The sequence below is a fragment of the Mesorhizobium sp. ES1-3 genome, assembly GCF_020164795.1.
GTDB lineage: Bacteria > Pseudomonadota > Alphaproteobacteria > Rhizobiales > Rhizobiaceae > Mesorhizobium.
Genome location: NZ_JAIUGW010000039.1, coordinates 1 through 25,684, shown reverse-complemented (window position 1 = coordinate 25,684; position 25,684 = coordinate 1). Strand labels below are relative to the sequence as shown.

Annotated in this window: 23 protein-coding genes; 7 read left to right on the top strand and 16 right to left on the bottom strand. The window is 64.4% G+C overall.

What is annotated here, in order from left to right:
- Positions 1-528 precede the first annotated feature (528 nt).
- The gene (locus LB536_RS29765; protein WP_224598772.1) at positions 529-1,275 is read right to left on the bottom strand and encodes an SDR family NAD(P)-dependent oxidoreductase; all 747 of its coding nucleotides are present in this window, start codon (positions 1,273-1,275) and stop codon (positions 529-531) included.
- A 113-nt stretch (positions 1,276-1,388) separates the two neighbouring features.
- Here LB536_RS29765 and LB536_RS29760 point away from each other — a divergent pair, with 113 nt between their 5' ends.
- Positions 1,389-1,754 (top strand): winged helix-turn-helix transcriptional regulator, encoded by a 366-nt coding sequence (locus LB536_RS29760; RefSeq protein ID WP_224598770.1) that lies wholly within the window; start codon positions 1,389-1,391, stop codon positions 1,752-1,754.
- A 437-nt stretch (positions 1,755-2,191) separates the two neighbouring features.
- On the opposite strand, the gene LB536_RS29755 is transcribed toward LB536_RS29760, so the two are convergent.
- Genes LB536_RS29755 through LB536_RS29720 form a run of 8 tightly spaced genes read right to left on the bottom strand, consistent with a single transcriptional unit; the run spans position 2,192 to position 10,946 of the window.
- Positions 2,192-3,271: an ABC transporter ATP-binding protein gene (locus LB536_RS29755; protein ID WP_224598768.1), complete on the bottom strand. Its 1,080-nt coding sequence runs from the start codon at positions 3,269-3,271 to the stop codon at positions 2,192-2,194.
- Positions 3,268-4,068, bottom strand: a complete 801-nt coding sequence (locus LB536_RS29750) for an ABC transporter permease (RefSeq protein WP_224598766.1) — start codon at positions 4,066-4,068, stop codon at positions 3,268-3,270. Before LB536_RS29750 ends, LB536_RS29755 begins: the two co-directional genes overlap by 4 nt.
- A gap of 1 nt (position 4,069) precedes the next feature.
- Positions 4,070-4,930: an ABC transporter permease gene (locus LB536_RS29745; protein WP_224598764.1), complete on the bottom strand. Its 861-nt coding sequence runs from the start codon at positions 4,928-4,930 to the stop codon at positions 4,070-4,072.
- Between the two features lie 60 nt (positions 4,931-4,990).
- Positions 4,991-5,995, bottom strand: a complete 1,005-nt coding sequence (locus tag LB536_RS29740; protein WP_224598762.1) for an ABC transporter substrate-binding protein — start codon at positions 5,993-5,995, stop codon at positions 4,991-4,993.
- 60 nt (positions 5,996-6,055) lie between these two features.
- Positions 6,056-7,525: an aldehyde dehydrogenase gene (locus LB536_RS29735; RefSeq protein ID WP_140765374.1), complete on the bottom strand. Its 1,470-nt coding sequence runs from the start codon at positions 7,523-7,525 to the stop codon at positions 6,056-6,058.
- A 10-nt stretch (positions 7,526-7,535) separates the two neighbouring features.
- Positions 7,536-8,573 (bottom strand): LLM class flavin-dependent oxidoreductase, encoded by a 1,038-nt coding sequence (locus LB536_RS29730; RefSeq protein ID WP_224598760.1) that lies wholly within the window; start codon positions 8,571-8,573, stop codon positions 7,536-7,538.
- Positions 8,570-10,366, bottom strand: coding sequence for an alpha/beta fold hydrolase (locus LB536_RS29725; RefSeq protein ID WP_140811638.1), 1,797 nt, complete (start codon positions 10,364-10,366; stop codon positions 8,570-8,572). Before LB536_RS29725 ends, LB536_RS29730 begins: the two co-directional genes overlap by 4 nt.
- Positions 10,359-10,946 (bottom strand): amino acid synthesis family protein, encoded by a 588-nt coding sequence (locus tag LB536_RS29720; RefSeq protein WP_224598774.1) that lies wholly within the window; start codon positions 10,944-10,946, stop codon positions 10,359-10,361. The genes LB536_RS29725 and LB536_RS29720 overlap by 8 nt, the downstream gene beginning before the upstream one ends.
- Before the next feature lie 114 nt (positions 10,947-11,060).
- Here LB536_RS29720 and LB536_RS29715 point away from each other — a divergent pair, with 114 nt between their 5' ends.
- Positions 11,061-11,738, top strand: coding sequence for a GntR family transcriptional regulator (locus LB536_RS29715; RefSeq protein WP_140811637.1), 678 nt, complete (start codon positions 11,061-11,063; stop codon positions 11,736-11,738).
- Between the two features lie 17 nt (positions 11,739-11,755).
- Here LB536_RS29715 and LB536_RS29710 read toward each other — a convergent pair whose 3' ends face one another.
- Both LB536_RS29710 and LB536_RS29705 read right to left on the bottom strand, forming a co-directional pair.
- Positions 11,756-13,195 carry an ROK family protein gene (locus LB536_RS29710; protein WP_140811636.1) on the bottom strand — a complete coding sequence of 480 codons (1,440 nt, stop codon included), beginning with the start codon at positions 13,193-13,195 and terminating at the stop codon, positions 11,756-11,758.
- 34 nt (positions 13,196-13,229) lie between these two features.
- Complete coding sequence (locus LB536_RS29705) at positions 13,230-14,138, bottom strand: tagatose-bisphosphate aldolase (protein ID WP_140811635.1); 909 nt, start codon at positions 14,136-14,138, stop codon at positions 13,230-13,232.
- A 266-nt stretch (positions 14,139-14,404) separates the two neighbouring features.
- On the opposite strand from LB536_RS29705, the gene LB536_RS29700 reads away from it, so the two are divergent.
- The 4 genes from LB536_RS29700 to LB536_RS29685 all read left to right on the top strand — a co-directional run bounded on the left by LB536_RS29700 (position 14,405) and on the right by LB536_RS29685 (position 18,635).
- The gene (locus LB536_RS29700; protein WP_140811634.1) at positions 14,405-15,310 is read left to right on the top strand and encodes a sugar-binding transcriptional regulator; all 906 of its coding nucleotides are present in this window, start codon (positions 14,405-14,407) and stop codon (positions 15,308-15,310) included.
- Between the two features lie 436 nt (positions 15,311-15,746).
- Positions 15,747-16,724 carry an ABC transporter substrate-binding protein gene (locus LB536_RS29695; protein ID WP_140765358.1) on the top strand — a complete coding sequence of 326 codons (978 nt, stop codon included), beginning with the start codon at positions 15,747-15,749 and terminating at the stop codon, positions 16,722-16,724.
- Between the two features lie 101 nt (positions 16,725-16,825).
- The gene (locus LB536_RS29690; RefSeq protein ID WP_140765356.1) at positions 16,826-17,887 is read left to right on the top strand and encodes an ABC transporter permease subunit; all 1,062 of its coding nucleotides are present in this window, start codon (positions 16,826-16,828) and stop codon (positions 17,885-17,887) included.
- The gene (locus tag LB536_RS29685) at positions 17,880-18,635 is read left to right on the top strand and encodes an ATP-binding cassette domain-containing protein (RefSeq protein ID WP_224598758.1); all 756 of its coding nucleotides are present in this window, start codon (positions 17,880-17,882) and stop codon (positions 18,633-18,635) included. The genes LB536_RS29690 and LB536_RS29685 overlap by 8 nt, the downstream gene beginning before the upstream one ends.
- A 37-nt stretch (positions 18,636-18,672) precedes the next feature.
- Here the strand turns inward: LB536_RS29685 and LB536_RS29680 are convergent, their stop codons facing one another.
- The 5 genes from LB536_RS29680 to LB536_RS29660 form a co-directional block, all read right to left on the bottom strand.
- Positions 18,673-19,449: an ATP-binding cassette domain-containing protein gene (locus LB536_RS29680; protein WP_224598756.1), complete on the bottom strand. Its 777-nt coding sequence runs from the start codon at positions 19,447-19,449 to the stop codon at positions 18,673-18,675.
- Positions 19,446-20,321 (bottom strand): ABC transporter ATP-binding protein, encoded by an 876-nt coding sequence (locus LB536_RS29675; protein WP_224598754.1) that lies wholly within the window; start codon positions 20,319-20,321, stop codon positions 19,446-19,448. The genes LB536_RS29680 and LB536_RS29675 overlap by 4 nt, the downstream gene beginning before the upstream one ends.
- Positions 20,318-21,148, bottom strand: a complete 831-nt coding sequence (locus LB536_RS29670; RefSeq protein WP_224598751.1) for an ABC transporter permease — start codon at positions 21,146-21,148, stop codon at positions 20,318-20,320. Before LB536_RS29670 ends, LB536_RS29675 begins: the two co-directional genes overlap by 4 nt.
- The gene (locus LB536_RS29665) at positions 21,145-22,131 is read right to left on the bottom strand and encodes an ABC transporter permease (protein ID WP_224598748.1); all 987 of its coding nucleotides are present in this window, start codon (positions 22,129-22,131) and stop codon (positions 21,145-21,147) included. Before LB536_RS29665 ends, LB536_RS29670 begins: the two co-directional genes overlap by 4 nt.
- A gap of 273 nt (positions 22,132-22,404) precedes the next feature.
- Positions 22,405-24,015: an ABC transporter substrate-binding protein gene (locus tag LB536_RS29660; RefSeq protein WP_224598745.1), complete on the bottom strand. Its 1,611-nt coding sequence runs from the start codon at positions 24,013-24,015 to the stop codon at positions 22,405-22,407.
- Between the two features lie 365 nt (positions 24,016-24,380).
- Between LB536_RS29660 and LB536_RS29655 the strand changes: the two genes are divergently transcribed.
- The gene (locus tag LB536_RS29655; protein ID WP_224598742.1) at positions 24,381-25,571 is read left to right on the top strand and encodes a M24 family metallopeptidase; all 1,191 of its coding nucleotides are present in this window, start codon (positions 24,381-24,383) and stop codon (positions 25,569-25,571) included.
- Positions 25,572-25,684: the final 113 nt, after the last annotated feature.

Sequence of the window (25,684 nt, the reverse complement as noted above, 5' to 3'; positions counted from 1 at the left end):
GGGGTGGAGCAGCCCGGTAGCTCGTCAGGCTCATAACCTGAAGGTCACAGGTTCAAATCCTGTCCCCGCAACCAATTCTTTCATAAATCAATAACCGTCCCGATCTAACCGGGGCGGTTTTTGCGTTTGAGAGGAACGCGGTTCTTCTTCTCGGCAGCGGCGTCGCGGCAGCACCAAGGCGGAGCCAAATGAAGGCCTCCGCACGGTCCCTCCGGCCCCCAACACAGTACAGCTGCCGCTCGAAGCAGTTCACGATCAGGACTTCGAGTAAGTCTGTGTCGACATCGCCGAAAAGGAAAGCGGCGTTGCCCGGGCAGAATTGAAACGGGTTTCCAGCGACGCGCAATTCGGCGTCGATGTCGCGGGCTTCTCGGACGCGCAGACGCGTTCGAGTCCCGCCCGGTCTGGCATCACGCTGCAGTGAAACAGAGCGTGCCGCAGATTATTGGATCGCAGAATCGGTGTTTCCCGCGCGCTCGCCGAAAAGGCCCCAAGCAAGGAAGCTCGGGGCCGAGGTTCGATGGGCCGTCAAACTTGTGCGGCTCCGCCGTCAACGAAGACCTCACTACCGGTCATGAAGCTGCTTTCGTCCGAGGCAAGGAAGAGCGCCACAGCCGCAGTCTCCTCGGGGTGCCCGACACGGCCGAGCGGTATCTGCATGGCAAGGCCCTTCAGCAAGGCATCCTCCTCTCCAGCCTCTGCTAGACCCTTGAGGCCGGGTGTCTCAGTGGCGCCGGGAGAGAGCACGTTCACACGGATGCCTGCCCCCTTCAGGTCCAGCGCCCAGCTTCGGGCGAAATTGCGGATTGCAGCCTTGGTCGCGCTGTAGACGCTGAATGCAGGCGTTCCCGTCGAGCCGGTGGTCGAGCCGGTGAGGATGATGGATCCACCGGCCCGCATAAGCGGCAGCGCCTTCTGCACCGTGAAGAGCGTGCCTTTGACGTTGACGTCGAACGTCAAATCGAATGACGCTTCATCGATGGCGCCAAGCGGAGCCAGCTTTCCGAGCCCCGCATTGGCGAACAGAACGTCTATTCGTCCGCTCTTTGCACGCACTGCCGCAAACAGCCGATCAAGATCATCCAGACGCGAAACGTCGCCGTGCATCGCTGTCACTGCGGAGCCGATCTCTTCGACCGCCCTGTCCAGTTCCTCCTGACGACGGCCGGTAATAAAAATTTCTGCGCCTTCCGCCACAAATCGTTTGGCGGTAGCCAGACCGATGCCACTGTTGCCGCCAGTTATGACGACGATTTTACCTTCAAGCCTGCCCATCTCGATCTCCTAGAAAATGATGACCGCTTCGATCTAGAGGCTTGCTTTTCTTTCTTCCAGTATGCACATTTTGGTAAGTGACATTTTAGCAAGAACTAATTGGAGCATACGAAATGGCGACACCTAGCTTTATCTGCGGGCTGGACGCTGCGTTGGCTGTCATCGGTGGCAAGTGGAAGCCTTTGATCCTGTTCCACCTTGCTCACGAAGCCCGACGCTATGGTGACCTGAGGCGCGCCATCGGCAATGTCAGTGACAAGATGCTCATCCAGCAACTCAAGGAACTGGAGGCTGATGGGATCGTCGACCGGCTCGACTTCAAGGAAATTCCGCCGAAAGTCGAGTATTCCCTCACTGCGTTTGGCCTGACCCTTGCCGGAGCCTTGAAGCCACTCTGCGCCTGGGGAACGGAACATATGATTGAAGTCGAGAAACTCATGTCACGCCGCGGCGCTTCCGAGGTGGAGAAAGTCGCCTGAATTTCAGAATATCCCGCAGGCAAGCTATAGGGTCTCGCAGGTGGCCATAGCGTGAAAATTGTGCCCATCTGCATCTTCCCGGACGGCTGGACGATTTGAACCGTAGCGGCATTTCTCCAAATCAGACGTAAGTTCGCTTTCCTGCCATCGCTCTCCAGAAGCGGACGGTCCCCTTCCAGCTCCGAGGACGAAGCCGCTCGCGCGACACCGGCGCCCGTAGTGACGGTGCGGCAATGATCTGAACGCCGTGCATTTTGTGGGTTTGCCGTCTTGATCGAGAAGCCGACGCATGTCAGGCAGCGCTTCACCGTCGGCTACTGATTGATGCCGGCTGCGAGGCTGGCGGTGATTTCGTGCTCATGGCCCGGCGTTACGGGCGACAGGCCTGGTCGTGCGGGCCGCCGGCGGAATCGCCGCTGTGGTTTCAAGGGCAGGCTTCAGGCTGGAAACAGGAAGGCGGAAGCTGGATCGAAAAATATCCGCCTGCCCGTGGCGCAATCCGCGCTATCGGGTTCCACCGCATCCGAAGTCGGCCTGACATCGATCTCATCGCCGCCGGCGGTTCGCGCCACGACGCGCTTGCGGTCGCCGAAGAAGGCGGTATCGATGATTTCGACGGCAAGTGCTGCGCTCGCCGGCCCAGGCGTGAGCCGGAACGCTTCGGGGCGCACCATCAGGCGGGCCTTCTGGCCGCGATCGAAGGCCTGTGTGGTCTTAACGCCACTCACGACCGAACCGTCGGCCAGGCGCACGGTCGATGCGCCATTGGCGGTTTCCAGATGCTCGGCGGGCAGGAAATTCGAGTTGCCGATGAAGCCGGCGACGAACTCGCTGGCCGGCCTGAGATAAAGGTCCTCGCCGGTACCAATCTGTTCGATGCGCCCCTCCTTGAACAGGGCGATGCGATCCGACAGGTGGAGCGCCTCTTCCTGATCGTGGGTGACATAGAGGATGGTGACGCCGGTCTCGCGGTGGATGCGGCGGATCTCGGCCTGGATCTCCTGGCGCAGTTTCTTGTCGAGCGCCGACAGCGGCTCGTCCATCAGCAGAATCGGCGGATCGTAGGCGAGCGCGCGGGCAAGCGCCACGCGCTGTTGCTGGCCGCCCGACAGCGCGCCGGGATAGCGGCCGGCGAAATTCTCCAGCCGCACCAGCGCCAGCATGTCGGCGACTTTCCCTTTCACTTCGGCGTCGGGGCGGCCGCGTACACGTAGTGGAAAGGCGACGTTCTCGGCAACGCTCAGATGCGGAAACAGCGTGTAGCGCTGGAAGACCATGCCGATGTTGCGCTTGTGCGACGGCACTGAAAGCAGCGACTTGTCCTCCAGCAGGACGTCGCCGGAGGACGGGTCCTGGAAACCGGCAATCGCGTAGAGCGTCGTCGACTTGCCGGAGCCGGACGGCCCGAGGAAGGTCAGGAATTCGCCCTTGGGCACATCGATGGTGACATCGTGGACGGCGACGAAGGCGCCGAACGTCTTTCTCACCGCGCGTATGGACAGGAATGGCCGGGTCATCTCGATAATTTTCTGCGAAGGAGTGCGGTCACGATCATCAGGCACAAGGTCAGGCCGACGAGCAGGCTGGAGGCGGCGGCGACGACTGGACTGAGGTCGGCGCGCAAACTGCCCCAGATCTTCACCGGCAAGGTCTGCAAGGTCGGGCTCGCCATGAAGATCGCCACCACGACCTCGTCCCATGAGGCGAGGAAGGAAAAGATCGCCGCAGAGAAGATACCGATCCGGATCGAGGGCAAGGTGATCCGCAGACGTGCCTGCAGCGGGCTGGCGCCGCAGACGATGGCCGCGTCCTCGATGGACTTGTCGAAAGCCTCGAGCGCGGCGGTGATCGGAATGATGGCGAAGGGCAGTGCCAGGACGGTGTGCGCGATGACGAAGCCGATCGTGGTACCGGCTAGCCCGATGCGCAGGAAGAAAGCGTAGACGGCGATGGCGAACACCACCACCGGCAGCACCATGGGCGTCAGCAGCAACCCGCGCAGGATCTGCCGCCCGCGAAATTCACCCCGGACCAAAGCGAAGGACGCGAACAGCCCGATGACGACGGCGAGGATGGCGGCCATGGCGGCGATTTTTGCGCTGGTCAGCGCGGCATCGATCCAGGTCGGGTCGGCCAATAACTGCTCGTACCATTTCAGCGTCCAGCCGGGCGGCGGAAAGGCCAGCCAGCGCGAGGAGCCGAACGACAAGAGCACGATGAAGACCACCGGCAGCAGCAGAAAAGCCGCGACCAGCGCGGTGAAGCCGGCAAGCGCCACGCGCAACCATCCGAGCCTGTCATAGTCGAGCAGCATGTCAGAGCCCTCCTGCGGGGCGCTTGGCGCCGACCAGACGAAGCTGGAGCGCGTAGAGCGCCATGGTGACGACCAGGAGCACGAAGGCGGCGGCACTGCCGAGCCCCCAGTTGAGCAGCGACTGCACCGTCTGGGCGATCATCTCGGCCAGCATCATGTTGGACGTGCCGCCGAGCAGGGCAGGCGTGACGTAATAGCCAAGCGACATGACGAAGACCATCAGCCCGCCGGCGGTGATGCCGGGAAGCGACAGTGGCAACAGGATGCGGCGGAAAGCCTGGTACGGGGTTGCCCCGCAAAGAGCGGCGGCGCGCAGCGTCATCGGGTCGATGGCACGCAGCGTGCCGACCAGCGGCAGGATCATGAAGGGCAGCATGATGTAGACCATGCCGATGGTGACGCCGGTGAGGTTGTTGATCAGCGGCAGGGGCTCCTGGATGATGCCCAGGCCCATCAGCGTCCTGTTGATCACCCCCGTGCGTTGCAGCAATACCATCCAGGCATAGGTGCGGGTGAGCAGGTTGGTCCACATCGACAGGATGATGACGCCGAAAACCAGCGAGCCGAAGGCCGGCGGCATGATCGCCAGCATCCAGGCGACCGGAAACGCCACCACGATGGTGACGGCGGTGACGACGGCGGCGACCAGGAAGGTGTTCAGGAAAACCCGGGCATAGGTGCCGCTGCCGAGCAGCGCGGCGTAGTTCTGCAGACCGGGCTCGGGATCGGTGACGCTGCGCAGCAAAAGGGCGACGACCGGCACGATGAAGAACAGGCCGACCAGAACCAGGGCCGGCAAGGCACCACCGCTGCCGGCCGGCAGGCCGGCAATGGCGCCGCGTTTGAGAGAATTTCGTTGCATCGGCCGGTTCCCGTTGCCCGAACGGGGCGCGGTTTCCGCGCCCCGCCGGTTCCTGTGGCGCTACTTGGTCTGCCAGGCGTACCAGCGCGTGGCGATCTCGTCGCGATGCTCGGCCCAGTAGTTCATGTCGAGGTTGATCTGGCCGTCGACATGAGCGTCGGGCAAGGCCTTGACCGCATCGGCCGGCATCTCGGCCTTGGCCTTGGTATTGATCGGCGCATAGCCGCTGGCCTCGGCGAATTTCGCCTGGCCGGCCGGGCTGGTGGCAGCGGCCAGGAACTTCATGGCGCTATCCTTGTTCTTCGCCCCTTTCGGTACGACCAGAACGTCGGCGGCGGTGAGGTTCTGGTTCCAGCAGACACCGACATCGGTTCCGTCCTGCTGCAGCGCGAAGACGCGGCCGTTCCAGAGCTGGCCGAAGGCAGCCTCGCCGGAGGCGATCAGCTGCTGCGACTCCGCGCCACCGCCCCACCAGACAATATCAGACTTGATGGTGTCGAGCTTCTTGAAGGCACGGTCGAGGTCGAGCGGATAGAGCTTGTCCGCCGGCACGCCGTCGGCGAGCAGCGCGATCTCGATGACGCCCGGCGCCGACCATTTGTAGAAGGTCCGTTTGCCGGGGAACTTCTTGGTGTCGAACATGTCGGCCCAACTCGCCGGTTCACCGGAGACCGTGCCCTTGTTCCAGGCAAGCACGAAGGAATAGTAGAAGCTCCCGACGGCATGCTCGTTGCTGAAGCGCGGGTCGAGATCGGCCTTGGGCACGACCGCATAGTCGATAGGCTCCAGCAGGCCATCCTTGGCGGCCTTGATGGCGAAGTCCATCTCCACGTCGACGACATCCCAGGTGACGTTGCCAGCGTCGACCATGGCCTTGAGCTTGCCATAGTCGGTCGGCCCGTCCTGGAGGATCTTGATGCCGGAGCTTGCTTCGAAGGGCGCTGCCCAGGATTTGGTCTGTGCTTCCTGCGTGGTGCCGCCCCAACTGGTGAACGCCATTTCATCGGCCTTGGCGGCGGTCGCCGCGAGCAGTCCGGCCAGAATGCCGGTCAAAATCAGTTTCATTTTATTCTCCTCTGTTGGTCTGTTCTTGTTTTTCTCAGTGCACCTTTGTCCTGCGCTCCCTCAGCGCATGACGAAGGGATCGGGGATCGGCTCGTCCGACGTCTTGATCCAGACGGATTTCGAGCGCGTGTAATCTCTGATGGCATCGAGTCCGCCCTCGCGACCGAGCCCGGAATGGCCGTAACCGCCAAAGGGAACAAGCGGCGACACGGCTCGATAGGTGTTGACCCAGACCACGCCGGCATGGATGTCGCGCGCCATGCGGTGCGCCTTGCCGAGATTGCTGGTGAACACGCCGGAAGCCAGCCCGAAGGGCGTGTCGTTGGCGAGCGCCAGCGCTTCAGCCTCGGTGTCGAAGGCAAGCACGCTGAGCACAGGCCCGAACAATTCCTCGCGCACGCAGGGCAGATCGGTGCTGCCGGCATCGACGATGGTCGGCGCGTAGTAGAAACCGGGGCCGCCGGGACGTGTCCCACCGGTGATAAGCTTGCCGCCCTTGTCGAGGCTTTCCACGACGATCTTCTCGATCCAGTCGCGCTGCCGTTGCGTGGCGAGCGGACCCATTTCGGTGGCCGGGTCCCGCGGATCGCCGATCCTGATCGCCTCGGCCTTGCGCTTCAGCCGGGCGAGGAACTCGTCCTTCACCGAACCTTCGACCAGCAGGCGCGAGCCGGCGACGCAGCTCTGGCCGGTCGCGGCGAAAATGCCGGCGACCACCGCATTGGCGGCGCTGTCGAGATCGGCGTCGGCGAAGACCACGACCGGGCTCTTGCCGCCGAGTTCGAGCGTCGTATAGGCGAGATTTTCCGCCGTGTTCCTGACGATCGCACGCGCCGTGGACGGGCCGCCGGTGAAGGCGACGCGCGAGACCAGCGGGTGGCTGGTCAGGCGGCGGCCGCAATCCTGGCCGAAGCCGGTGAGAATGTTGACGGTGCCTTCGGGAAAGCCGGCCTGCTGGACGAGCTCGGCGAAGGCGAGCAACGGCGCCGGGCCGTCCTCGGAGGCCTTGAGCACGACCGTGCAGCCGGCGGCCAGCGCCGGGCCGAGCTTGACGGCGGAGAGGAAGAGCTGCGAATTCCATGGCACGACCGCGGCAACGACGCCGATCGGCTCGCGGCGGATGGTGACGTCGAGGTCCGCCTTGTCGATCGGCACATGCGCGCCTTCATGCTTGTCGGCGAGCCCGCCATAATAGCGGTAGTAGTCCCCGACATAGGCGATCTGGGCGCGGGTCTCGCGAATGATCTTGCCGGTGTCGCGCGTCTCGAGTTCGGCGAGACGTCCGGCATTGGCGGCGACGAGGTCACCGAGCTTGACCAGCAGTTTGCCGCGCGCGGTGGCGGTCGTCTTTCGCCACGCGTCGGACCGCAGCGCCCGGTGCGCCGCTTCGACGGCGCGGTCGACATCGGCTTCGCTCGCCGCCGGCATCCTGGCCCACGGCGTACCCGTCGACGGATCTACGCTGTCGAAGGTCGCGGACGGCTCGTCGAAGCGGCCGTCGATGTAGTTCCTGAAAAGAGCGTCGGTCATGGGCTCGCTATCAGAGGAAGGCCGGCATCACCCGGTCGATGAACAGTTGCAGCGATTTCTTCTTGCGTTCGTGCGAGAGCCCGCTGTCGATCCAGATCGAATACTGGTCGTAGCCAAGCGCCTCATAGGCATTCAGCCGGGCAATGACTTCGTCCGCTTCGCCGATCACCAGGTTCTGTCGGATCTTGTCTGGCGCATATTGCGGCATCGCGGCGATCTCATCCTCTGTGAGCGGCTCCAATACGCCTTGATGCACCGGCTTCTTGTTCTGGAACCAGGCGCCGAACTGGCAGTAGAAACTCGACAGGTCCCGGGCTAGGCGGTCGGCATCGGCCGCGTCCTCGGCGACGAATGTGTGCATCAAGAGCATGATTTCCGGCCGGGCGATGTCCGGATGTGCGTCGCAAGCGGCGTTGAAGCGCTGCATCAGGCTCGACACCTCGTCGTCGCCTGAAGCTAGCGGCGTCACCTGGATCTTGCATCCGTTGGCGACGGCAAAATCGTGCGAGTTCGGGTCGCGCGCCGCCACCCAGATCGGCGGATAGGGTTTCTGCAAGGGCTTGGGCGAGGAGGTGGTCGGCGGGAACGACCAGAACTCGCCGGAGAGTTCGAAGTCGCCGTCCCATAGGCCACGGATCGCCGGCACCATTTCGCGCATGCGCTGGCCGGCGCCCCAGGCGTCGAGACCGGGGAAGAGACGTTGATATTCGTAACTGTAGGCGCCGCGCGCGATGCCGATGTCGAGCCGGCCGCCGCTGATGACGTCGGCCATCGCCGCTTCGCCGGCAAGCTTGATCGGATGCCAGAACGGCGCAACGATCGTGCCCGTGCCGAGACGGATGCGGCTCGTTTTGGCCGCCAGATAAGCGATGTTGATGAACGGGTTCGGCGAGATGGTGAATTCCATGCCGTGATGCTCGCCGATCCAGGCCGTCTCGAAGCCGGCCTGCTCCGCTTGCAGGACCAATTCCTCGAGCTCGCTCACCAGCTCCGAATGCGGCTTGGCGAGATCCGACCGTTCCATATGCACGAAGAGCGAGAACTTCATCTGTGGTCACCTGTATAGGAGGCAGCGGACATAGGCGCTTTGCCTAGCGGCCTGACTTCGCCTTCCCTCTCATTGCCGACATAGACGCCAAAGGCGTCCTGCGTGCATTCCCTGACATAGCGGGCAAGCATCGAGCGAACCGCCGGATCGACGATCTTCAAGTCGCCGATCGAGTCGATGTCGACCAGCCGGATGCCACGATCGCTGGAGGCGGGCACGTCGAACGTGCCGCGATAATAGACATGCGTGCGCGCCGAATTGCCAGCGTCGTCCCAGACGGCGAAGAGGAAGCCGAGCTGGGCCTCGATAGCCTTGGCGGCAAGCAGGCCCCGGAGACTTTTGGCATCGCCGGCCGAGCCCAATCCCCGGCCGCGCGGCAGTTCGAAGCCATCAGCCGTTTCCAGGAACAGGACCCTGCCGCCATTTTCGAGGATGGCGCCGACATCGGTGCCGGGCTGGGTGGCGGCAAGCGCCTCCTGGCTGAGGCCGGGTGCGATATAGGCGCCGCGGCAGTAGCCGAGAGGCTGCGAGGAGTTGTGCTCGAAATCGCGTACGCGGCCGATAAGAATCGAATGGTCGCCCGCGTCGACCAACCGCTCCATGTCGCAGTCGAAGGACGCGACCGAGCCGTCCAGCAACGGACTGCCGGTCTGTCCCGGGCGCCAGGCCACGGAGGCGAACTTGTCGGCCGCTTTCGAGGCGAAGATGCCGGATGCCGCCTTCTGATCCTCGTTGAGGATGTTGATGGCGAAGCTCTTAGAGGTGGCGAAGACGGGATGGCCCAAGGCCTTATGGGCGACGCAGACGAGTACCAGCGGCGGATCGAGCGACACCGAGGTGAAAGAGTTGGCTGTGAAGCCGCGCGGCTCGCCGTCGGGCCCGATCGTGGTGACGATGGTGACGCCGGTAAGGAAGGAGCCGAGTGCGCGGCGGAAGTCGCCGCTATCGAAACCGGAAGTCACCATCCCATCCCCTTGCCCCGCCGCTTCGAGGAAGTCGACGATGCGGCGTGTGGTGAGGTCCGGTGCGGCCACCGCCATCATGTGCCGTTCGCCGGCAAGCACGATGCAGCGGCCATGCGGCGCCAGCCGCGCCATGGCGGCCGACATTGCCGGCGAGGAGTTCCTGTCCTCGGACCCGGTCATGAACAGGACCGGCACGGCAAGCGTTTGCAGGCGCTCGGCGTGGTCGCCGTCGGCGCGGGCGAACAGGCGATAGGTGCGGGCGTAGCCTTCCGGGTCGACCGCGCCAAGCGCGGATGCGGTCTTGCTTGCCGCCGCCTCGAGCTCGGCCGGCACTGGATCTCCGAACCAGCGGGTGATGGTCTGTGCCGTGCCAGCCGCGTCGCCCCGGCCGGTGAGGGCGGCCGCGCGCTGACGGACGGCCTCGGCCAATTCTGGTGGGCGGCGGAACACGGCATTCATCGATACGATGCCGCGCACGCGCTGGGGTGCCCGCAACGCAAGCTCCTGGGCGACGAGCGCGCCCATCGAGTGACCGACGACCGACACCTTGTCGAGGCCGAGGTGATCGAGCAGGCGAATGGCCTGATCGGCATAGTCGGCCAGTTCCGGGCTCGGTGGCGGCAGCGGCGACCGGCCATGGCCGAGCATGTCGATGGCGATCACATCCCATTTGCCGGCCATCCGTTCGATCTGCGGCTGCCAGATCGCGGCGTTCATGCCGACACCATGGATGAACAGCACCGGCGCGCCCGAGCCGGCTCGGATGAAGCCGGTGCCATCAGGCGCCGTATCCTGTCGAGCCCATGCCGATGCGGGTGCGTCAGCCATGCAGGTCGCCCACTTCCTTGAGGTCCTGGTAGCGGTCGCCAATACGATGGTGCGGCCGGCCGCCGATCGAGGCGCCGAGCGCCACCACCAACTCGTCCGGCGCCGGCGCGTCGCCGATCTGGAAATGCACCGTCAGGTAGTGCGAGCGCCGACCCTCGTCGTTCTTGTCCATCAGCGGGATCATGATGGGCGTGTTCGGGCCACCGCGCAGATTGGTGAAGGCAAGATAGGTCTTTGCGGCGACCGCGCGGCGGTAGTGATTGCCGAAATGCAGCGTGTGGATCAGTGCCGAAGCGTGTTCGATCTCGCCCGACGTGCCGCAGATGGCGGCCTTGCCATAGCCCTCGATGGCGTCGCCCGAACCGGCGATGGCGATGATTTCACGGGTCAGTGTCTCTCCCAGCACGGGCGCACAGGCGCGGATTTCGGGCGACAGATCCTCGGTGAAGCCGCGTCCGGCCCACGGATTGGTAAGCACCGCCGCGACGCCGATGAGGCGGAGCGGCCGAGGCGCTGCCTTGTCGCCTTCGATCAGCGTGTTCTCGGTGTAGGTGACGATCTTGCGAATGACGGGCTGCATGAAATCCTCGGTCGTCGATGCCATATCATCTTATGGTATACCATGCTATGGAGCGCCAAGTAACTTGTCAACCGGCCATGGAATCTGTTTTCGTGGCGAGGCAGGAGACCGCCCATGTCAGACGACACGCTTCGCATCGATCGCAGCGCCAAGACCTTGAGAACGCTGGCACTGGAGCGCATGCGCGAGGCGATCATGGATTTCCATTTCCAGCCCGGCGAAAGGCTGGTCGAGCGGCCGCTTTGCGACCAGCTCGGCGTCAGCCGTTCGGTCGTGCGCGAGGTCTTGCGGCAGCTAGAGGCCGAAGGCCTGGTGCAGATGATACCAGGGCACGGGCCGGCGGTGGCCAAGCCGGACCTTGGCCGCACCGACGAGATCTATGAGCTCAGGGCCCTGCTCGAAGGCATAGCCGCGCGTGCCTGCGCCATGTCCGCGACGAATGCGCAACTGACCCTGCTCGACAGTGCGCTCGCCGATCTTTTCGAAGCCTGGGCATCCGGCAAGCCGGCCGAGGTGATGCGGGCGACGACAAAGTTTTACGAAGTGCTTTTCGACGCGGCCGACAAGCGCGTCGCCTGGGAGATCGTGACCGGGCTCAATGTACGCATCAACCAGCTGCGCTCCATGACCATTCTCTCGGAAAACCGACGCGTACCGGCGATTGCCGAGATGACCGAGATCATGGATGCCATCAGATCGCGCAAGCCCGACGCGGCCGAAGCGGCGGCGCGGCGGCATGTCGAATCCGCCTGGCAGATCGCCCGCACGACGCTTCGGCTGCCGCCGGCGTAACCGGCACCGGCAGCGGCTCAGGCGTCGCTGGCCAAGGTCGCGCGCAGCCATGCGGCGATGGCATCGAAGTCGATCGGCTGCGTCGTATCGACGTCGAACAGCGGCCCGCGCCGCAGCGGTTCGGCGCGCTTGGCCAGTTCAATCAGTTCAGGGATGTAGGCAGCGCCGGGATGGCCGGGGAGACGCTGACCGAGCCGGGCGCCATAGCGTTCGGCCAGAACCTCGCCGGGGGCGTGGCACCAGATTTCGACGGTGTGTTCGACGCCGGCCTTGCGCAGATGATCTTCGAGCACTTGCCGCGGCTGGAAGCCGAACCAGGCATCGACGATGAAGGTGCTGCCGGCCGGAGCGTCGCCGACCACCGACCAGATTGCCTGGTAGCTGGCGCGGCCCAGCGTGCGATTGAATTCGCGGTCGGCGCCGCCGAGCACTTCGAGGAATGGGTTCTTGATCGTGTCGAGCGCAAGCAGCGGCCATCCCATGCGATCGGCGATGCCGCGCGACACCGTGCTCTTGCCGCTGGCCGGGATGCCGTTGACGAGCACGGCGCGTCTGGCGCGGCCAGGCTGAACGGCAAGCGATGTCGGCGCCGAAAGCGCCTGGAGCGCGGCGCCGATCACACCGGCATCGTCGCCGAGCTGCGCCGGCGCTACCGGGCATTGGTACCACGGCGCCAATGCCGGCGCGTGGTCGAGCGCTCTGTGTGCCGCCAGGCCAAGCCCACCGCCAAGCAGGATGAGATCGGGGTCGAACATGGCGACGGTGGTATCGATCGCCGCGCGCAGCGGTCTTGCCCAGGCTTCCAGTATGCCGCGCGCCTTGATATCGCCGGCCGCGTCGCGGGCAAAGAGCTGGTCGACCGAAACGTCGGGGCCCAAGCCGGCGCGCGCGATATGGCGGCCAAGTGCCGTGCCGGAACTGGTGGTTTCGACACAGCCGCGCCGCCCGCAGGCGCAGACCTCGCCGTTGACGTCGACGGTGATGTGGCCAAGTTGCCCCGCCGTTGCCCGGCCGCGCATGATCCGTCGGTTCTGGACGACGGCGCCGCCAATGCCGGTGCCGATGGTGAACATGGCGATGTTGTCGTGGCCCTGGCCGGCGCCAAGCGCCATCTCGGCGGCCAGCGCCATGTTGCAGTCATTGTCGAGGATGACAGGCTTGCCGGTCATGCTTTCCAGCCGCTGCGCGAGCGCGACCGAGGCGAGGTTGACATAGCCTCCCGACAGGACCGCGCCGCGGCGCGCGTCGACGCGGCCGGGAACACCGACGCCGATGGCCGCCACATCAGGCGTATCGAGAACGCGCACCATGTCGGCGATGCGGCCAAGCACCAGCTCCGGGTCGGGCGCGCTCTTCTCGGAAAGACGTTTGAGGATTTCACCTTTGCCCGAGATGCGGGCGGCACGCAAATTGGTGCCGCCGATATCGATCCCTATGGCCATCGATTTTTGTGGCATGACATCCTGCACGTGCCGGTGATCCAACAGGATATCAGGCGGCGGCCTTCTGCCGATAGTGCCCGATCACCGCCTGGATCTCGCGCAGTCGCGGCACCGCGATGGTCTCAAGCCTTTCGCGCTGAATGTCACGATCGAGCGAGATGCAGTCCTTCCACAGCGAACGGCCGGCGATCACACCGGAGGCGCCATTCTGCATGGCGATCTCGACCTGGCCGAGGAAGGTGGCGTGGTTGACGCCAGCCGAAAGTACGGCCCACGGCACTTCGCCGGCCATTTCCGTGATGGTGGCGCAGGCTTCCGGCGTTCCGGGGTAGGGAAGCTTCAGCACCTTTGCGCCGCATTCCAGCGAAATCCTCGTACCTTCCTCTACCAGCCAGGGCGTCTTGGCCGCATAGTCCTCGGGGCTTTCCCCTTCGAGCTGGTAGGTCAGGAATTCGACGACGAGCAGCAAGTCCTCCTTGCCGAAATCGGCGATGCATTGGCGCAGGATGGCGATGTTGTGTTCGTTGGCTTGCGGCTTGTCGGCCCGCAGATAGACCATGATCTTGCCACCCGTGCCGCCGAGTTCGCGCACTCGCCGCGCATCGATGCCGGGAACCAGCCGCGACAGGCGGTAGCCTTCCGGCGAGACGTCGAAACCGGACGCGTCGAGGCCGATGAGGAGTGCGGTATCCCGGTTCAGCACGCCCTCGTCCACAACCCGCGGTACCGCGCAGAGCGGGTCGAGCAGTACACAGGAGGCCGCACTTGCGAGGTAGCGCGTGATGTCGGCCTTGGTGTCGCCGAGCATGTCGTTGGTGATCCTGGCCTGGTCCTCGGGGTCCGACGCCAGCAAGGTGCGCATGCCGCCGCGCTGGTCGCAGGCGATGGCCACCATGGCTCCATCCTTGCCGCATATCTGCTGGTAGCCGCGCAGTTCCGCGGTGGTCATCTTCGTCATGGTTTTCTTCTGTCCGATGTTGGCGCGCCGACGGCGCTGATCCCGTGGAACAATGGTCAGTTTGCCCGCCTGCCGGCAGGAAGATTTCGCCGCCTGATGCATCGCCGGCCGCTGGGATAAGCAGCCTTGCCGGCGTGGCCCTCAAAGTTGCGAGTTCGCCGGATTTGCGCGATAACTCCCATCGGCGTATACGTGTGTAACACGTTGCTGAAAGGAATTGCAACCTGTCTGTTCCCTCCGTCCAGGACGCGACCGCATCGCGCACGATGCTGCACACGGTTGCCAAGCTGCACTATGTGGAAGAGATGTCGCAGGTCGATATAGCGCGGCAGCTCGGTGTCTCCACCGCGACGATTTCGCGCCTGCTGCAGCGGGCGCGAGCGGAGGGCATCGTGCGCATCGAGGTCATCGACCTGGTGACGCCCGAGGATATCACCAGGCAACTGGTCGATGGATTGAAATTGCGGGACGCCGCCGTCGTCGAGACGCCGGCGGCGGGCGCGCTGACGGCGCTTTCCGCCCCGCTCGGCGCTTTGCTCAGGCAGGCACACCTGGTGGCCGGTTCCGTCGTCGCGATCGGCTGGGGGCGCGCCGTGCGCGAGGTCATTCGAGCCGGCCTGCCGCGTATGCCGGGCGTGCTGACGGTGGCCGCAACCGGCGGCATGCAGCAGCACGCGGCGCATTTCCAGGTCAACGAATTCGTGCGGCTTGCCGCGGAGGAGTTCGGCGGCACACCGCACTTCATCCACGCTCCCTATCTGCCGTCGAGCGAGCTGCGTGAGGTCTTCCTCGGAGACGCCACCATCCGCGATGCCGTCGCGCTGTGGGAGAGGACCGATGTGGCGATCGTCGGCATTGGCCTGCCGCACGCCATCAACCCCCCCGAGGCGAGTGCCGCGACGCCGACCGAGCAGGCGCTGGTCCATGCGGCTGGCGACGTGCTGCGTCATTACTTCGATCCGGAAGGCGCGCTGATCGCCTGGGAAGGGGAGAGCCGGATGATCGCCATGTCGCCGGCGCAGCTTCGCGCCGTGCCGTTGGTTATCGGCGTCGCCGCCTCGCCGGAAAAAGCGACGGCCATTATTGGCGCCGCTCGCGCCCGGCTGATCAACGCGCTGGTAACGGATACCAAGACGGCGCAGGCTATCCTCGCGGTTCTTGCAACGCGATAGCGGCGGATATGCCGGACTGATGCCGCGCTGTCGCACGGAGAGAAGTCGTTGCGAAATCGATTGTGTCGCCGGAGAGTCGGGACGATAGTTCGCCGGGGCTCCGAGGAACAGTCATATGGTGTCTGGAAAAAGCCGGCGTTGCGGCCTCGGAAAAACCGAGTTGCAATTTATTTCTGCAAAGTGTTACAAAATGCGGACCCGACGTGCAGGCATGCCGGGCGCGGTGGTTCCCTGACCTTGCGGAGGCGAGGAAAGCGAGTACGGCGATTGTGCCGGTCGGCTGGACCGGCTGACATTTAGACTGGAGGGCGCTTGGGAGGAGCTGCCCGCGAAAGGCAACAGGCGTTCCCGGCCGTCGGCATCCTGCCTCCGCGCGGATGACGGCCATTCCAATGTCACCGAAAACGGCAGAACTGCTAACAATGAGGAGGATGTCATGAAGAAGATCGTTGCCGCGCTCGCGGCGCTTGCCGTCAGCGCGACGGTGCTGATGGCGCCCGCGCAGGCGCAGGACAAGAAATACACCATTGCGCTCATTCCGGGCCTCACCACCGACGGTTTTTACATCACCATGCGCAAGGGTGCCCAGGCAGCCGCCGACGCGCTCGGCGTGAATCTGGTCTTCCAAGGTGCTCCGGACTTCAACCCGGTCACCCAGGTGCCGGTGCTCGACGCGGTCATCGCCAAGAAGCCGGACGCGATCTTGATCGCGCCGACCGACAAGGTTCAGCTGGTGGAGCCGCTGCGCAAGGCCAATGACGCCGGCATCCCGGTCATAACAGTCGATACGTTCATCGGCAGCGGCGTCTACCAGACGGGTGCCGGCGATGCCGATTTCCCGCTGGCCTACATTGCCTCGGACAATGTGCTGGGTGGCGAGATCGCCGCGCGCGCGCTAGCCGCCGCCATCGGCGACAAGGGCAAGGTCTACGTGTCGAACGTCAAGCCGGGCATTTCGACCACCGACCAGCGCGAAGAGGGTTTCAAGAAGGAGATGGCCAAGCATACGGGCATCACCGTGCTGGAGACCCAATTCAATGACGACGACGCCAACAAGGCGGCCTCGCAGCTGCAGGCCGTCTTCGCGCGCAATCCCGATCTCGTCGGCGTGTTCGGCGCCAACCTGTTCTCGGCACTGGGTGCCGCCAACGGCGTCAAGCAGGCGGGCCAGACGGGAACCGTCAAAGTCGTTGCCTTCGACGCGCCGACCAGCATCGTCGACAACATCAACACCGGCCTGGTGGATGTGGCAATCGCCCAGCATCCCGCCGAGATCGGTTATTTCGGGGTCGTTTCGGCCTATGCCCATCTGACCGGCCAGTCGATCCCGGTCACGATCGGCACCGGCTTCACGATCATGGACAAGTCCAACATCGCGGACCCGAAGATCTCGAAGTATCTCTACTCCGAGTAGGTCCAGACGAGCTTGGCTCCCCCCGGTTCGCCGGGGGGAGTTCGTGCCGGGTCCCGCAAAAGGCGGGGCCTGTTTGAAGGCAGCCGCGCCGCGGAGTACTCATGACCTCGACATCACCAGCCCAGTCGGCCGAGAAGCATGTCGCCCCCCAGGCCGATCATGGCGATCCGGCCAGGACCCTGATCGGACGCATCGCCGAAGGGCGCGCCTGGCTGTTCCTCGCCGGCCTGATCATCTGTTTCGAGATATGGTCGAGGTTCGCCTTCGGCGCGACGTTCGTGCTCAACCCGTTCAATCTGCAATCCATCGCGATCTTCGCGATAGCTCCGCTGCTGCTGGCGACCGGACAGACCTTCGTCATCATTTCGGGCGGCATCGACCTGTCGCTCGGCTTCATCATGGGGCTTGCCGCCGTCGTTGCCGCGCATGCCACCAATCTGGCGGGCGCCGCCATTCCCTTGCCGCTGGCCATGTTGGCGGGCATTCTCGCCGCCGTGATCGTCGCTGGCTTGCCCGGGGTCATCAATGGTCTGCTGATCTCGCGTCTCAGGGTGCCGCCGTTCATCGGTACGCTCGGCATGTTCGGCGTCGCGCGCGGTGTCGCCTTCCTGCTTGCCGGCGGCACGACGGTGCCGGTGCAGAATTCCTGGTTCGCGCTGCTCGGCAACGGCAAGTTCTACGGCGTGCCTTATCTGGTCATGATCGCTGCCGTCTTCGTCATCGTGATGCACTATCTGCTCAGCCAGACGCGGTTCGGACAGCACAATTATGCCATCGGCGCCAATGTGCAGGCGGCGCGGCGCGCCGGCATCGATATCAGGGGCCACATATTGCGGCTCTATGTGCTGTCGGCGATGTGCGCCGGCCTTGGCGGGGCGCTCTACGCGGCGCGCTTCACCGCCGGTGCGGCGCAAGCCGGCGAGCCTCTGCTGCTCGACAGCGTAGCTGCTGTGGTGATCGGCGGCGCCAGCCTGTTCGGCGGCTCCGGCACGATCCTGGGCACGGTCGCCGGCGCGCTGGTGATCGCGGTGATCCAGTACGGGCTGGTCTTCGTCAATGTCGAGCCGTTCTGGCAGTTCATCGCCGTCGGCGTCGTCATCATCATTTCCGTGCTCATAGACCAGGCGCAGCGCCGGTTCAGTGGAGGCCGCCAGGATGAATAGCATCGACCAGAACACCCCCTTGCTCGAAGTCCGCAACCTGTCCAAGCATTTCGGCGCCGTGCGTGCGCTCAGCGATTTCTCCATGGCCGTGCGGCCGGGCGAAGTGGTGGCGCTTGCCGGCGACAACGGCGCCGGCAAGACGACGCTGATCAAGGCGATCTCGGGCGTGTTCCAGCCGACGGGGGGCGAAATCCTGCTCGGTGGCCAGCCGGTGGCATTCGCGACGCCGCAGGAGGCGCGCGAAAAGGGTATCGAGACGATCTACCAAGATCTGGCTCTGGCCGACAATCTGTCGATCGGCGCCAACATCTTCCTTGGCCGTGAACCGATGCGCAAGGCGTTCGGCTTCCTGCCGGTACTCGATCGCAAGGCCATGGCAGACGCAGCCAGGGAAACGATGAAGCGGCTGGATTTCCACGTCAGCCGGATGAACGCCCCGGTCAGCAATTTCTCCGGTGGCCAGCGCCAGGCCGTCGCCATCGGCCGCGCCGTCTACTGGGACGCGCAGATCCTCATCATGGACGAACCGACGGCGGCATTGGGCGTGCCGGAGCAGCGCAAGGTGATTTCGCTGATCCACCAGCTCAAGGCGCAAGGGCGCGGCGTGATCTTCATCTCGCATAATCTGCAGGATATCTTTGCCGTCTCCGACCGCATCGTCGTGCTGCGGCGCGGCGTCCAGGCCGGCGAGCGCAGGATTTCCGAGACCAACCATGATGAGGTCGTCCGGCTGATGGTCGGCGGATAGGCGGGTTCTCTCGGTGTGATCTTGTTCGGAGGCCGGGTCATGGTCTGTTTCTGTTCAATCTAGGCGCAGCCGCCACCAATGCCTTGCCGACGACCGATTGCGGTGCGTCGATGACGCCTTGGGCATCACCGCTTTCCGCAGTCCGTCCGGCATCGAGAAGGATGACACGGTGGGCGACCGCCCGGACGACGCCGAGGTCATGTGAAATGAAGAGATAGGCGATCCGTTCCTGGCGCTGCAGGTCGAGCAGGAGGTCGAGGATCTGGCCGCGCACCGAGACATCGAGTGCCGACACCGCTTCGTCGAGTACGATCAGCGACGGCTTGGTGGCGATGGCGCGGGCAATCGCCACGCGCTGCCGCTGACCGCCGGAGATTTCATGGATGGCGCGCGGCGCGAGATCGGCCGCCAGGCCGACCCGCTCCAGCAAGGCCGCGATGCGGCGCGGGCGCTCGGAGCGTGGGGCGACGCCATGAATGCGCAAGGGGTCGTCGAGGACGCGCGCCACCGTGGCGCGCGGGTTGAAGGCGGCGAGCGGATCCTGAAACACCATCTGCAGGCGGGCGCGGCGCGCACGCAAGGGCGCGCCGCGCAAGGCAAGGAAATCATCGCCTTCGAATTCGAGGCGTCCGCCATCGGGCTCGATCAGTCGCAGCACCAGCCGCGCGATGGTCGACTTGCCGCTGCCGGAAGGGCCTGCCAGCGCCAGCGTTTCGCCGGGCTCGATATGAAAGGAGATATCGTCGACCGCGGCGAGTGCCTTGCCGCCGCGACTATAGCGTTTGGTGAGATTGGACACCGTCAGCAGGCTCATGCATTCAGCCTGCTTCGGTTCAGCAAGGGCTCGGCGTCGAGGCCGATATGGGCGTCGAGCAGCGCGCGTGTATAGGCTTGCGTCGGCGCATTGACGATTTGCCCGGTGCCGCCGAGTTCGACCAGGTCGCCATGACGAAATACGCCGATGCGTTCGGCAAGCTCGGCGGCGAGCGCTATGTCGTGGCTGATGAAGAGCAGCGTCATGCCGTCCTCGGCCACCAGTTGTCGGATCAGCGCGACGATCTCGGCCTGCACGATGGTGTCGAGCGCGCTGGTCGCCTCGTCGGCGATCAGCAGTTTCGGCCCGGCTGCAATCGCGGCTGCAATCGCCACACGCTGCTTCTGACCGCCGGAAAGCTGGTGCGGGAAGGCGCGCAGTGCGGAGTCCGGATCGGGCAGGCGGACGCGTTCGAGCAGTGTCTTTGCCCTGGTGTAAGATGCTGGCCAGCCGAGGCCGAAATGGGTGCGCACCACTTCCGCGATCTGTTTGCCGACGGTCATTACCGGGTCGAGGCTGGCGGATGGGTCCTGGAACACGAAGCCGATGTCGCGGCCGCCGAGGGGGGTATGGTTTGGCTTGAAGGCAGACTTTTGGCCCCTGCGCCCTGCGACGCCCCCCGTAGAGGGGGGCGCCTTGGCACCTAACGATGAAAGGGAGAACCATTCGATGCCGCCGCCAATCCTGGCAGACTGCGGCAACAACCCTGCGATTGCCAGCGCCAGCGTGCTCTTGCCCGATCCGCTTTCACCGATAATCGCCAGCCGTTCACCTGCCTGGACATCGAGAGTAATGTTCTTCAGCGCCGCGACTTCGCTGCCGTCGCGGCGGTAGGTCACCGCCAGATCGCGGATCGACGCCAGCACCGTCATGACAGGCCCCTGCGTACGGCCGTCGTCTCGACGATGCCTTCGCCAGCGAGATAGACACCCAATACCGTCAGCACCAGCGCAATGCCCGGGACGATCGACAGGAAGGGCGCGGTGCGCAAGACAGTGCGGCCTTCCGCGATCATGCCGCCCCAGGTGACGCGGTTGGGATCGCCGAGGCCAAGGAACGACAATGCCGCTTCGGTGAGGATCGCGGCGGCTACGATCACCGATGACATCGCCAGCACCGGCGGTAAGGCGTTGGGCAGCACTTCGCGAAAGGCGATCTCCAGTGGATGCATGCCGATGACGCGGGCACCGGCGACATAGTCGCGCTCGCGGATCGACAACACTTCCGCGCGCGCAATGCGCGCCGGCCCCGTCCAGGTGCCGAGTGCTATCGCCACGACGACGACGCCGAGCGACGGGCCAACCACGCTGACGAAGGCCAGCGCCAGCAGGAAACCAGGCACGGTCTGGAACGCGTCGGTGATGCGCATCAGCACCTCGTCGACGAGGCCGCCGGCAAAGCCGGCCAGCGTCCCGACGACCGCGCCGATGACAAGGGCCGCGGCGGCCGCGGCGAGGCCGACAGCCAGCGAGGTGCGGGCGCCGTGGAACAATTCGGCCAGTACGTCGCGGCCGAGCCGGTCGGTGCCGAGCGGCAGCGACCAATCCTGGAATGGCGGCAGCAGCGCGGGGCCGGCAATGGCCTGTGGGTCCCCGGGAAACAGTAGCGAGGCTGACAGCGCCATGGCGAACAGCACCGTCAGAAGGATGGTGCCGGCAACCGCTTCGGGCGTGCGCAGGAAACGGCGCAGGCGGTTCATGCGCCCGCCTCGCTGGCGCCGACGCGTGGATCGAGAAAGGCATAGGCAATGTCGACGAGCAGGTTGATGAGGATGACGAGGACGGCGCTTGTGAGGATGATGCCAAGCAGCAAGGGGGTGTCGCGCGCGGCCACCGCTTCCTGCGCCAGCCGGCCGAGGCCGGGCATGGCAAAGACACTCTCGATGACGATGCTGCCGCCCAGCATCTGCGCCGATTGCAGACCGAGCATGGTGATCAGCGGCAGCAGTGCGTTGCGGGCGACATGGGCGAGCACGATGCAGCGGCGCGATAGCCCCCTGGCGCGGGCGGCCAGCACGAAATCCTGGCGCCAGACCTCGGCCATGCCGGCGCGCATCATGCGCAGATAGAGCGCCAGATAGATGAAGCCGAGTGCGCAAACCGGCAACGCCAGATGGATGGCGATGTCGGCGGAGCGGTCGAGACCGGTCTTGTCCGAGGCCAGGGTCTCGACACCGCCGATCGGCAACCAGCGCAGCTCGACGGCGAAGACTAGGATCAGCACCAGCCCGAGCCAGAAGCCGGGCACCGCGTAGAGCGCCAGCGAGGAGACGGAGAGAAAACGGTCGCGCAAACGGCCGGGCCTTGCGCCGGCATAGATGCCGAGCGCCGAGCCGAGGCCGAAGGAGAGCGCGGTGGCGCTGACCATCAGGACGAGCGTGGTCGGGAGGCGTTCGAGGATGACGTCGCGGATCGGCCTGGAGAAGGTGACGGACTGGCCGAGATCGAGATGCAGCAATGCCCAGAGGTAGTTGGCGAGCCGCGTCAGCTCCGACTGGTCAAGGCCCCAGCGGTGGCGCAACAGCTCGATCATGCCGGCGTCCCCGCCGGTCGAGACGATGTAGGCGTCGACTGCGTCGCCCTGGGCAGCTTCGAGCAAAAGGAAGGTGCCGACGACGACGATCAACAGTACAAAGATGCTGCCGACGAGGCGGCGGCGGAGGAGGATGAGGGCGCGGGTCATGCGCGCCTTGGAGGTTTGGCGCGCGGCTGGCTATAAGAAATGCCGAGCCTAGGCACCCCCCTCTGTCCTGCCGGACATCTCCCCCGCAAGGGGGGAGATTGGCTATAATCAACGGTTTCGCCAATCGCCGACGTTGCGGAATTGGCGAGGCGGACAAGCTGCTGATCTCCCCCCTTGCGGGGGAGATGTCCGGCAGGACAGAGGGGGGTGTGAAGGAACTCGGCTTTTGCCCAAGCTCCCATTCTCTCGCGAACTCTCATCCGCGTGAGTGTGTCACGATTCCAAATACGTGTCCGCCCAGTTCGAAACCGCCCAGCGCGGGTTGTTGGCGATGTTGCCGAGCTTGTCACTGGCCACACTGATAAAACTCCATTCAGCGACGTTGATCAGGGGCAGGTCCGCGGCGACTTGCTTCTGGAACTCCTTGTAGAGGTCGGTGCGCGCCGCTGTGTCCAGCGTTTCCGAGGCCTTGGTGATCAGCGCGTCGAGCGCAGGGTTTTTGTAGCCGCCCTGGTTGGAGAACGGCACGCCATCGGGGATGCCGCTCTGCACCAGGATGGTGGTCGAGATCGCCGGGTCGCCGCGGAAGACCGGCGGGCCGACCGCGAGGTCGAAGGCGTGGTCGGTGTAGACCGCCTTAATGTGCGCGGCAGAGTCGTTGTTGACCAGTTGCGCATCGATGCCTATTGCCGCGAGCGCCTGGCGCAGATAGTCGCCGAACTGTTTTGTTTCGTTGAAATAGGGGGCGGGCAAGAGCTTGAGCGAGAAGCGGTTGCCATCGGCGCCTTTCTTATAGCCGGCTTCGTCGAGCAGGGCGTTGGCCTTGGCGACATCGAAAGCATAGGTCGGCACGTCCGCGGTGTAGAATTGCGGATCGTTCTTCGGCACCGGGCCGGTGGCGGTGGCGGCATAGCCGAGGAACACCGTCTTGACGACGAAGTCCTTGTCGATGGCATGCGCGATGGCTTGGCGCACCTTGAGGTTGGCCAGTTCCTTGCGGCGATGGTTGATCTCGACCACGAGCTGGTAGGTCAGCCCCTCATAACCCTTGGTGATGACCTTCAGGCCGGGAACCTTGGAAATGCGGTCGAGGTCGGCCAGCGGCACGGCGGAGAAAGCCGCGAGCTGGATTTCCTCGGCCTCCAGCGCGGCAGCGGCCGAGGTACGGTCGGGCAGGACCTGATAGATGATCTCATCGAGATAGGGCTCGTCCTTGCCCCAGTAGTCGGTGTTCTTCGTCAGCCGGTAATACTGGCCGGCCTTGTACTCGCCGAACTTGAACGGACCGGTACCGATCGGCGCGTTGTTGGCGGGGTTGTCCTCGATCTTGCCGACTTCGTAGACGTGCTTCGGCACGACGCTGGACAACGCCGGCAAGGCGTTTCGGATCAGCTGGAACGGCGTTGGCTTGGCGAACTTGAACACTGCGGTCAGATCGTCTGGTGTGTCGACCGCGCTGAGGTCCTTGAACACGGTGCGGCCGAGATTCTGCAGCGGCTTCCAGATCTGCAGCGCCGAGAAGGCGACGTCGGCCGAAGTGAATGGCTTGCCGTCATGCCATTTGACGCCTTCGCGCAGCTTGAACGTCGCCGAGAGCCCGTCGGCGGCCGCCTCCCAGCTCACCGCCAGCCGTGGCGCGAGCCCGTCCTTGCCGTCGAAGGAGGCTTCGGCCAGCGTCTCGACGATCTTGCTGGAGATGAAGAAGACGCCGTTGGAGGCGACGATCGCCGGATTGAGATTGCGTGGCTCGGAATCGGCGGCAAGCACGAGCCGGCCGCCCTTCTTCGGTGTCTGTGCCCAGCCGAGTGCCGGCATGGCCGTGGAGGCCAGCAGCATTGCCGAGCCCGTAAGCATGGTGCGTCTGGAAATGGTGAAACCTGACATGAACTCCGTCCTCTCCGCGCGACCCGACCAGGCGCGACCTCGAACGCCGGCGCGTGCATCGGCATCCTGCGGCGGGGATTATGAGCCTTGCCGAGGGTTTCGCCAGAGACGGAATTGGCGCATCATTGCTTGGCTTTGAAATTTCCGTCCGCTGGACCAGTTTGGCATAGGTTCATTCAATTCAGGTTTCTGGTAGGACCAGATTTGCGGATATGTGGACGAATAATGGCTTGGTGCCGCCTGAATGCGGTCTTCGTCACGTTTCTGGCTGGACCAGAGTGAGAAAAATGGTGCAGATTTGATCGCGAGCCAGCGGATCGGGTGCGAAACAGCGCCGATCCCGGGCAATTCAGGGAGAGAGAGAGATGAACGTTGCGCCGGGCAAGAGTGCTGTCAGCAATATCCCGTTCCACCAGGCCAGGGTCGACCGACTGATGGAGGAGGCTGGCATCGACGTGCTGCTCGCGACCTCCAAGCACAACACACAATATCTGCTGGGCGGCTACAAGTTCATCTTCTTCGCGGCCATGGATGCGATCGGCCACAGCCGCTACTTGCCATTCGTCGTATACGAGAAGGGCGGGCCGGATCATGCGGCCTATATCGGCAACCGCATGGAGGGCGGTGAGCACCAGAACCATCCGTTCTGGACGCCGACGCTGCATGCCGCCTGCTGGGGCACGCTCGACGCCGCCAATCTTGCCGTCGAGCATGTCAGGAAGATCGGCAAGGGCGATGCCCGCATCGGCATCGAGCCCGGTTTCCTGCCGTCGGACGCCTATGCGCTGATCCGCAAGGCGCTGCCGGACGCCAAGCTGATCGACGCGACCGACATGCTGGAGCGCATGCGTGCCATCAAGACCGACGCCGAGCTCGAAAAGCTGCGCATAGCCTCGGAACTGATCACCGATTCCATGCTGGCGACCATCGCCTGGGCGCACGAGGGCACGACCAAAGCCGAGATGATCGAACAGCTCCGGCGCGAGGAGACCAATCGCGGCGCGCATTTCGAATATTGCCTGCTGACGCTGGGCTCGAGCCACAACCGCGCTTCATCAAGCCAGGCGTGGAAGAATGGCGAGGTGCTGTCGATCGATTCCGGCGGCAATTATCACGGCTATATCGGCGACCTCTGCAGGATGGGCATTCTAGGCGAACCGGACGCCGAGCTGGAAGATCTGCTGGCCGAGGTCGAGACGGTGCAGCAGGCGGCCTTCTCGAAGGTCAGGGCAGGCACGCTAGGCGGCGACATGATTTCCCACGCCGAGGGCGTGCTGAAGAAATCCAAGGTCGCGCCCTACACGGATTTCTTCGCCCACGGCATGGGCCTGATCACGCATGAGGCGCCGTTCCTGATGACCAACCATCCGGTGACTTATGAAGGCACCTACGCGGCCAAACCGCTGGAGAAAAACATGGTGCTGTCGGTGGAGACCACCATGCTTCACCCGACGCGCGGCTTCATCAAGCTGGAAGATACGCTTGCGGTGACCGAGAGCGGCTATGTGATGTTCGGGGATAGGGGCAGGGGCTGGAATAGGGGTGGGACGGCCTAATCCGGAGGTCAGCGCTGCCCCTCATCCGGCTGCCGCTGTCCAGCGGATAGATGGGTAACAGAATGAACCGGATACATAGGTAACAGTTTTCTCCCCCTAAGATGCGGTTGCCG

What these genes read in the sequence shown, in the direction of transcription:
- LB536_RS29765 (WP_224598772.1), bottom strand. Translation starts at nt 1,275, where the DNA reads ATGGGCAGGCTTGAAGGTAAAATCGTCGTCATAACTGGCGGCAACAGT.
- LB536_RS29760 (WP_224598770.1), top strand. Translation starts at nt 1,389, where the DNA reads ATGGCGACACCTAGCTTTATCTGCGGGCTGGACGCTGCGTTGGCTGTC.
- LB536_RS29755 (WP_224598768.1), bottom strand. Translation starts at nt 3,271, where the DNA reads ATGACCCGGCCATTCCTGTCCATACGCGCGGTGAGAAAGACGTTCGGC.
- LB536_RS29750 (WP_224598766.1), bottom strand. Translation starts at nt 4,068, where the DNA reads ATGCTGCTCGACTATGACAGGCTCGGATGGTTGCGCGTGGCGCTTGCC.
- LB536_RS29745 (WP_224598764.1), bottom strand. Translation starts at nt 4,930, where the DNA reads ATGCAACGAAATTCTCTCAAACGCGGCGCCATTGCCGGCCTGCCGGCC.
- LB536_RS29740 (WP_224598762.1), bottom strand. Translation starts at nt 5,995, where the DNA reads ATGAAACTGATTTTGACCGGCATTCTGGCCGGACTGCTCGCGGCGACC.
- LB536_RS29735 (WP_140765374.1), bottom strand. Translation starts at nt 7,525, where the DNA reads ATGACCGACGCTCTTTTCAGGAACTACATCGACGGCCGCTTCGACGAG.
- LB536_RS29730 (WP_224598760.1), bottom strand. Translation starts at nt 8,573, where the DNA reads ATGAAGTTCTCGCTCTTCGTGCATATGGAACGGTCGGATCTCGCCAAG.
- LB536_RS29725 (WP_140811638.1), bottom strand. Translation starts at nt 10,366, where the DNA reads ATGGCTGACGCACCCGCATCGGCATGGGCTCGACAGGATACGGCGCCT.
- LB536_RS29720 (WP_224598774.1), bottom strand. Translation starts at nt 10,946, where the DNA reads ATGCAGCCCGTCATTCGCAAGATCGTCACCTACACCGAGAACACGCTG.
- LB536_RS29715 (WP_140811637.1), top strand. Translation starts at nt 11,061, where the DNA reads ATGTCAGACGACACGCTTCGCATCGATCGCAGCGCCAAGACCTTGAGA.
- LB536_RS29710 (WP_140811636.1), bottom strand. Translation starts at nt 13,195, where the DNA reads ATGCCACAAAAATCGATGGCCATAGGGATCGATATCGGCGGCACCAAT.
- LB536_RS29705 (WP_140811635.1), bottom strand. Translation starts at nt 14,138, where the DNA reads ATGACGAAGATGACCACCGCGGAACTGCGCGGCTACCAGCAGATATGC.
- LB536_RS29700 (WP_140811634.1), top strand. Translation starts at nt 14,405, where the DNA reads ATGCTGCACACGGTTGCCAAGCTGCACTATGTGGAAGAGATGTCGCAG.
- LB536_RS29695 (WP_140765358.1), top strand. Translation starts at nt 15,747, where the DNA reads ATGAAGAAGATCGTTGCCGCGCTCGCGGCGCTTGCCGTCAGCGCGACG.
- LB536_RS29690 (WP_140765356.1), top strand. Translation starts at nt 16,826, where the DNA reads ATGACCTCGACATCACCAGCCCAGTCGGCCGAGAAGCATGTCGCCCCC.
- LB536_RS29685 (WP_224598758.1), top strand. Translation starts at nt 17,880, where the DNA reads ATGAATAGCATCGACCAGAACACCCCCTTGCTCGAAGTCCGCAACCTG.
- LB536_RS29680 (WP_224598756.1), bottom strand. Translation starts at nt 19,449, where the DNA reads ATGAGCCTGCTGACGGTGTCCAATCTCACCAAACGCTATAGTCGCGGC.
- LB536_RS29675 (WP_224598754.1), bottom strand. Translation starts at nt 20,321, where the DNA reads ATGACGGTGCTGGCGTCGATCCGCGATCTGGCGGTGACCTACCGCCGC.
- LB536_RS29670 (WP_224598751.1), bottom strand. Translation starts at nt 21,148, where the DNA reads ATGAACCGCCTGCGCCGTTTCCTGCGCACGCCCGAAGCGGTTGCCGGC.
- LB536_RS29665 (WP_224598748.1), bottom strand. Translation starts at nt 22,131, where the DNA reads ATGACCCGCGCCCTCATCCTCCTCCGCCGCCGCCTCGTCGGCAGCATC.
- LB536_RS29660 (WP_224598745.1), bottom strand. Translation starts at nt 24,015, where the DNA reads ATGTCAGGTTTCACCATTTCCAGACGCACCATGCTTACGGGCTCGGCA.
- LB536_RS29655 (WP_224598742.1), top strand. Translation starts at nt 24,381, where the DNA reads ATGAACGTTGCGCCGGGCAAGAGTGCTGTCAGCAATATCCCGTTCCAC.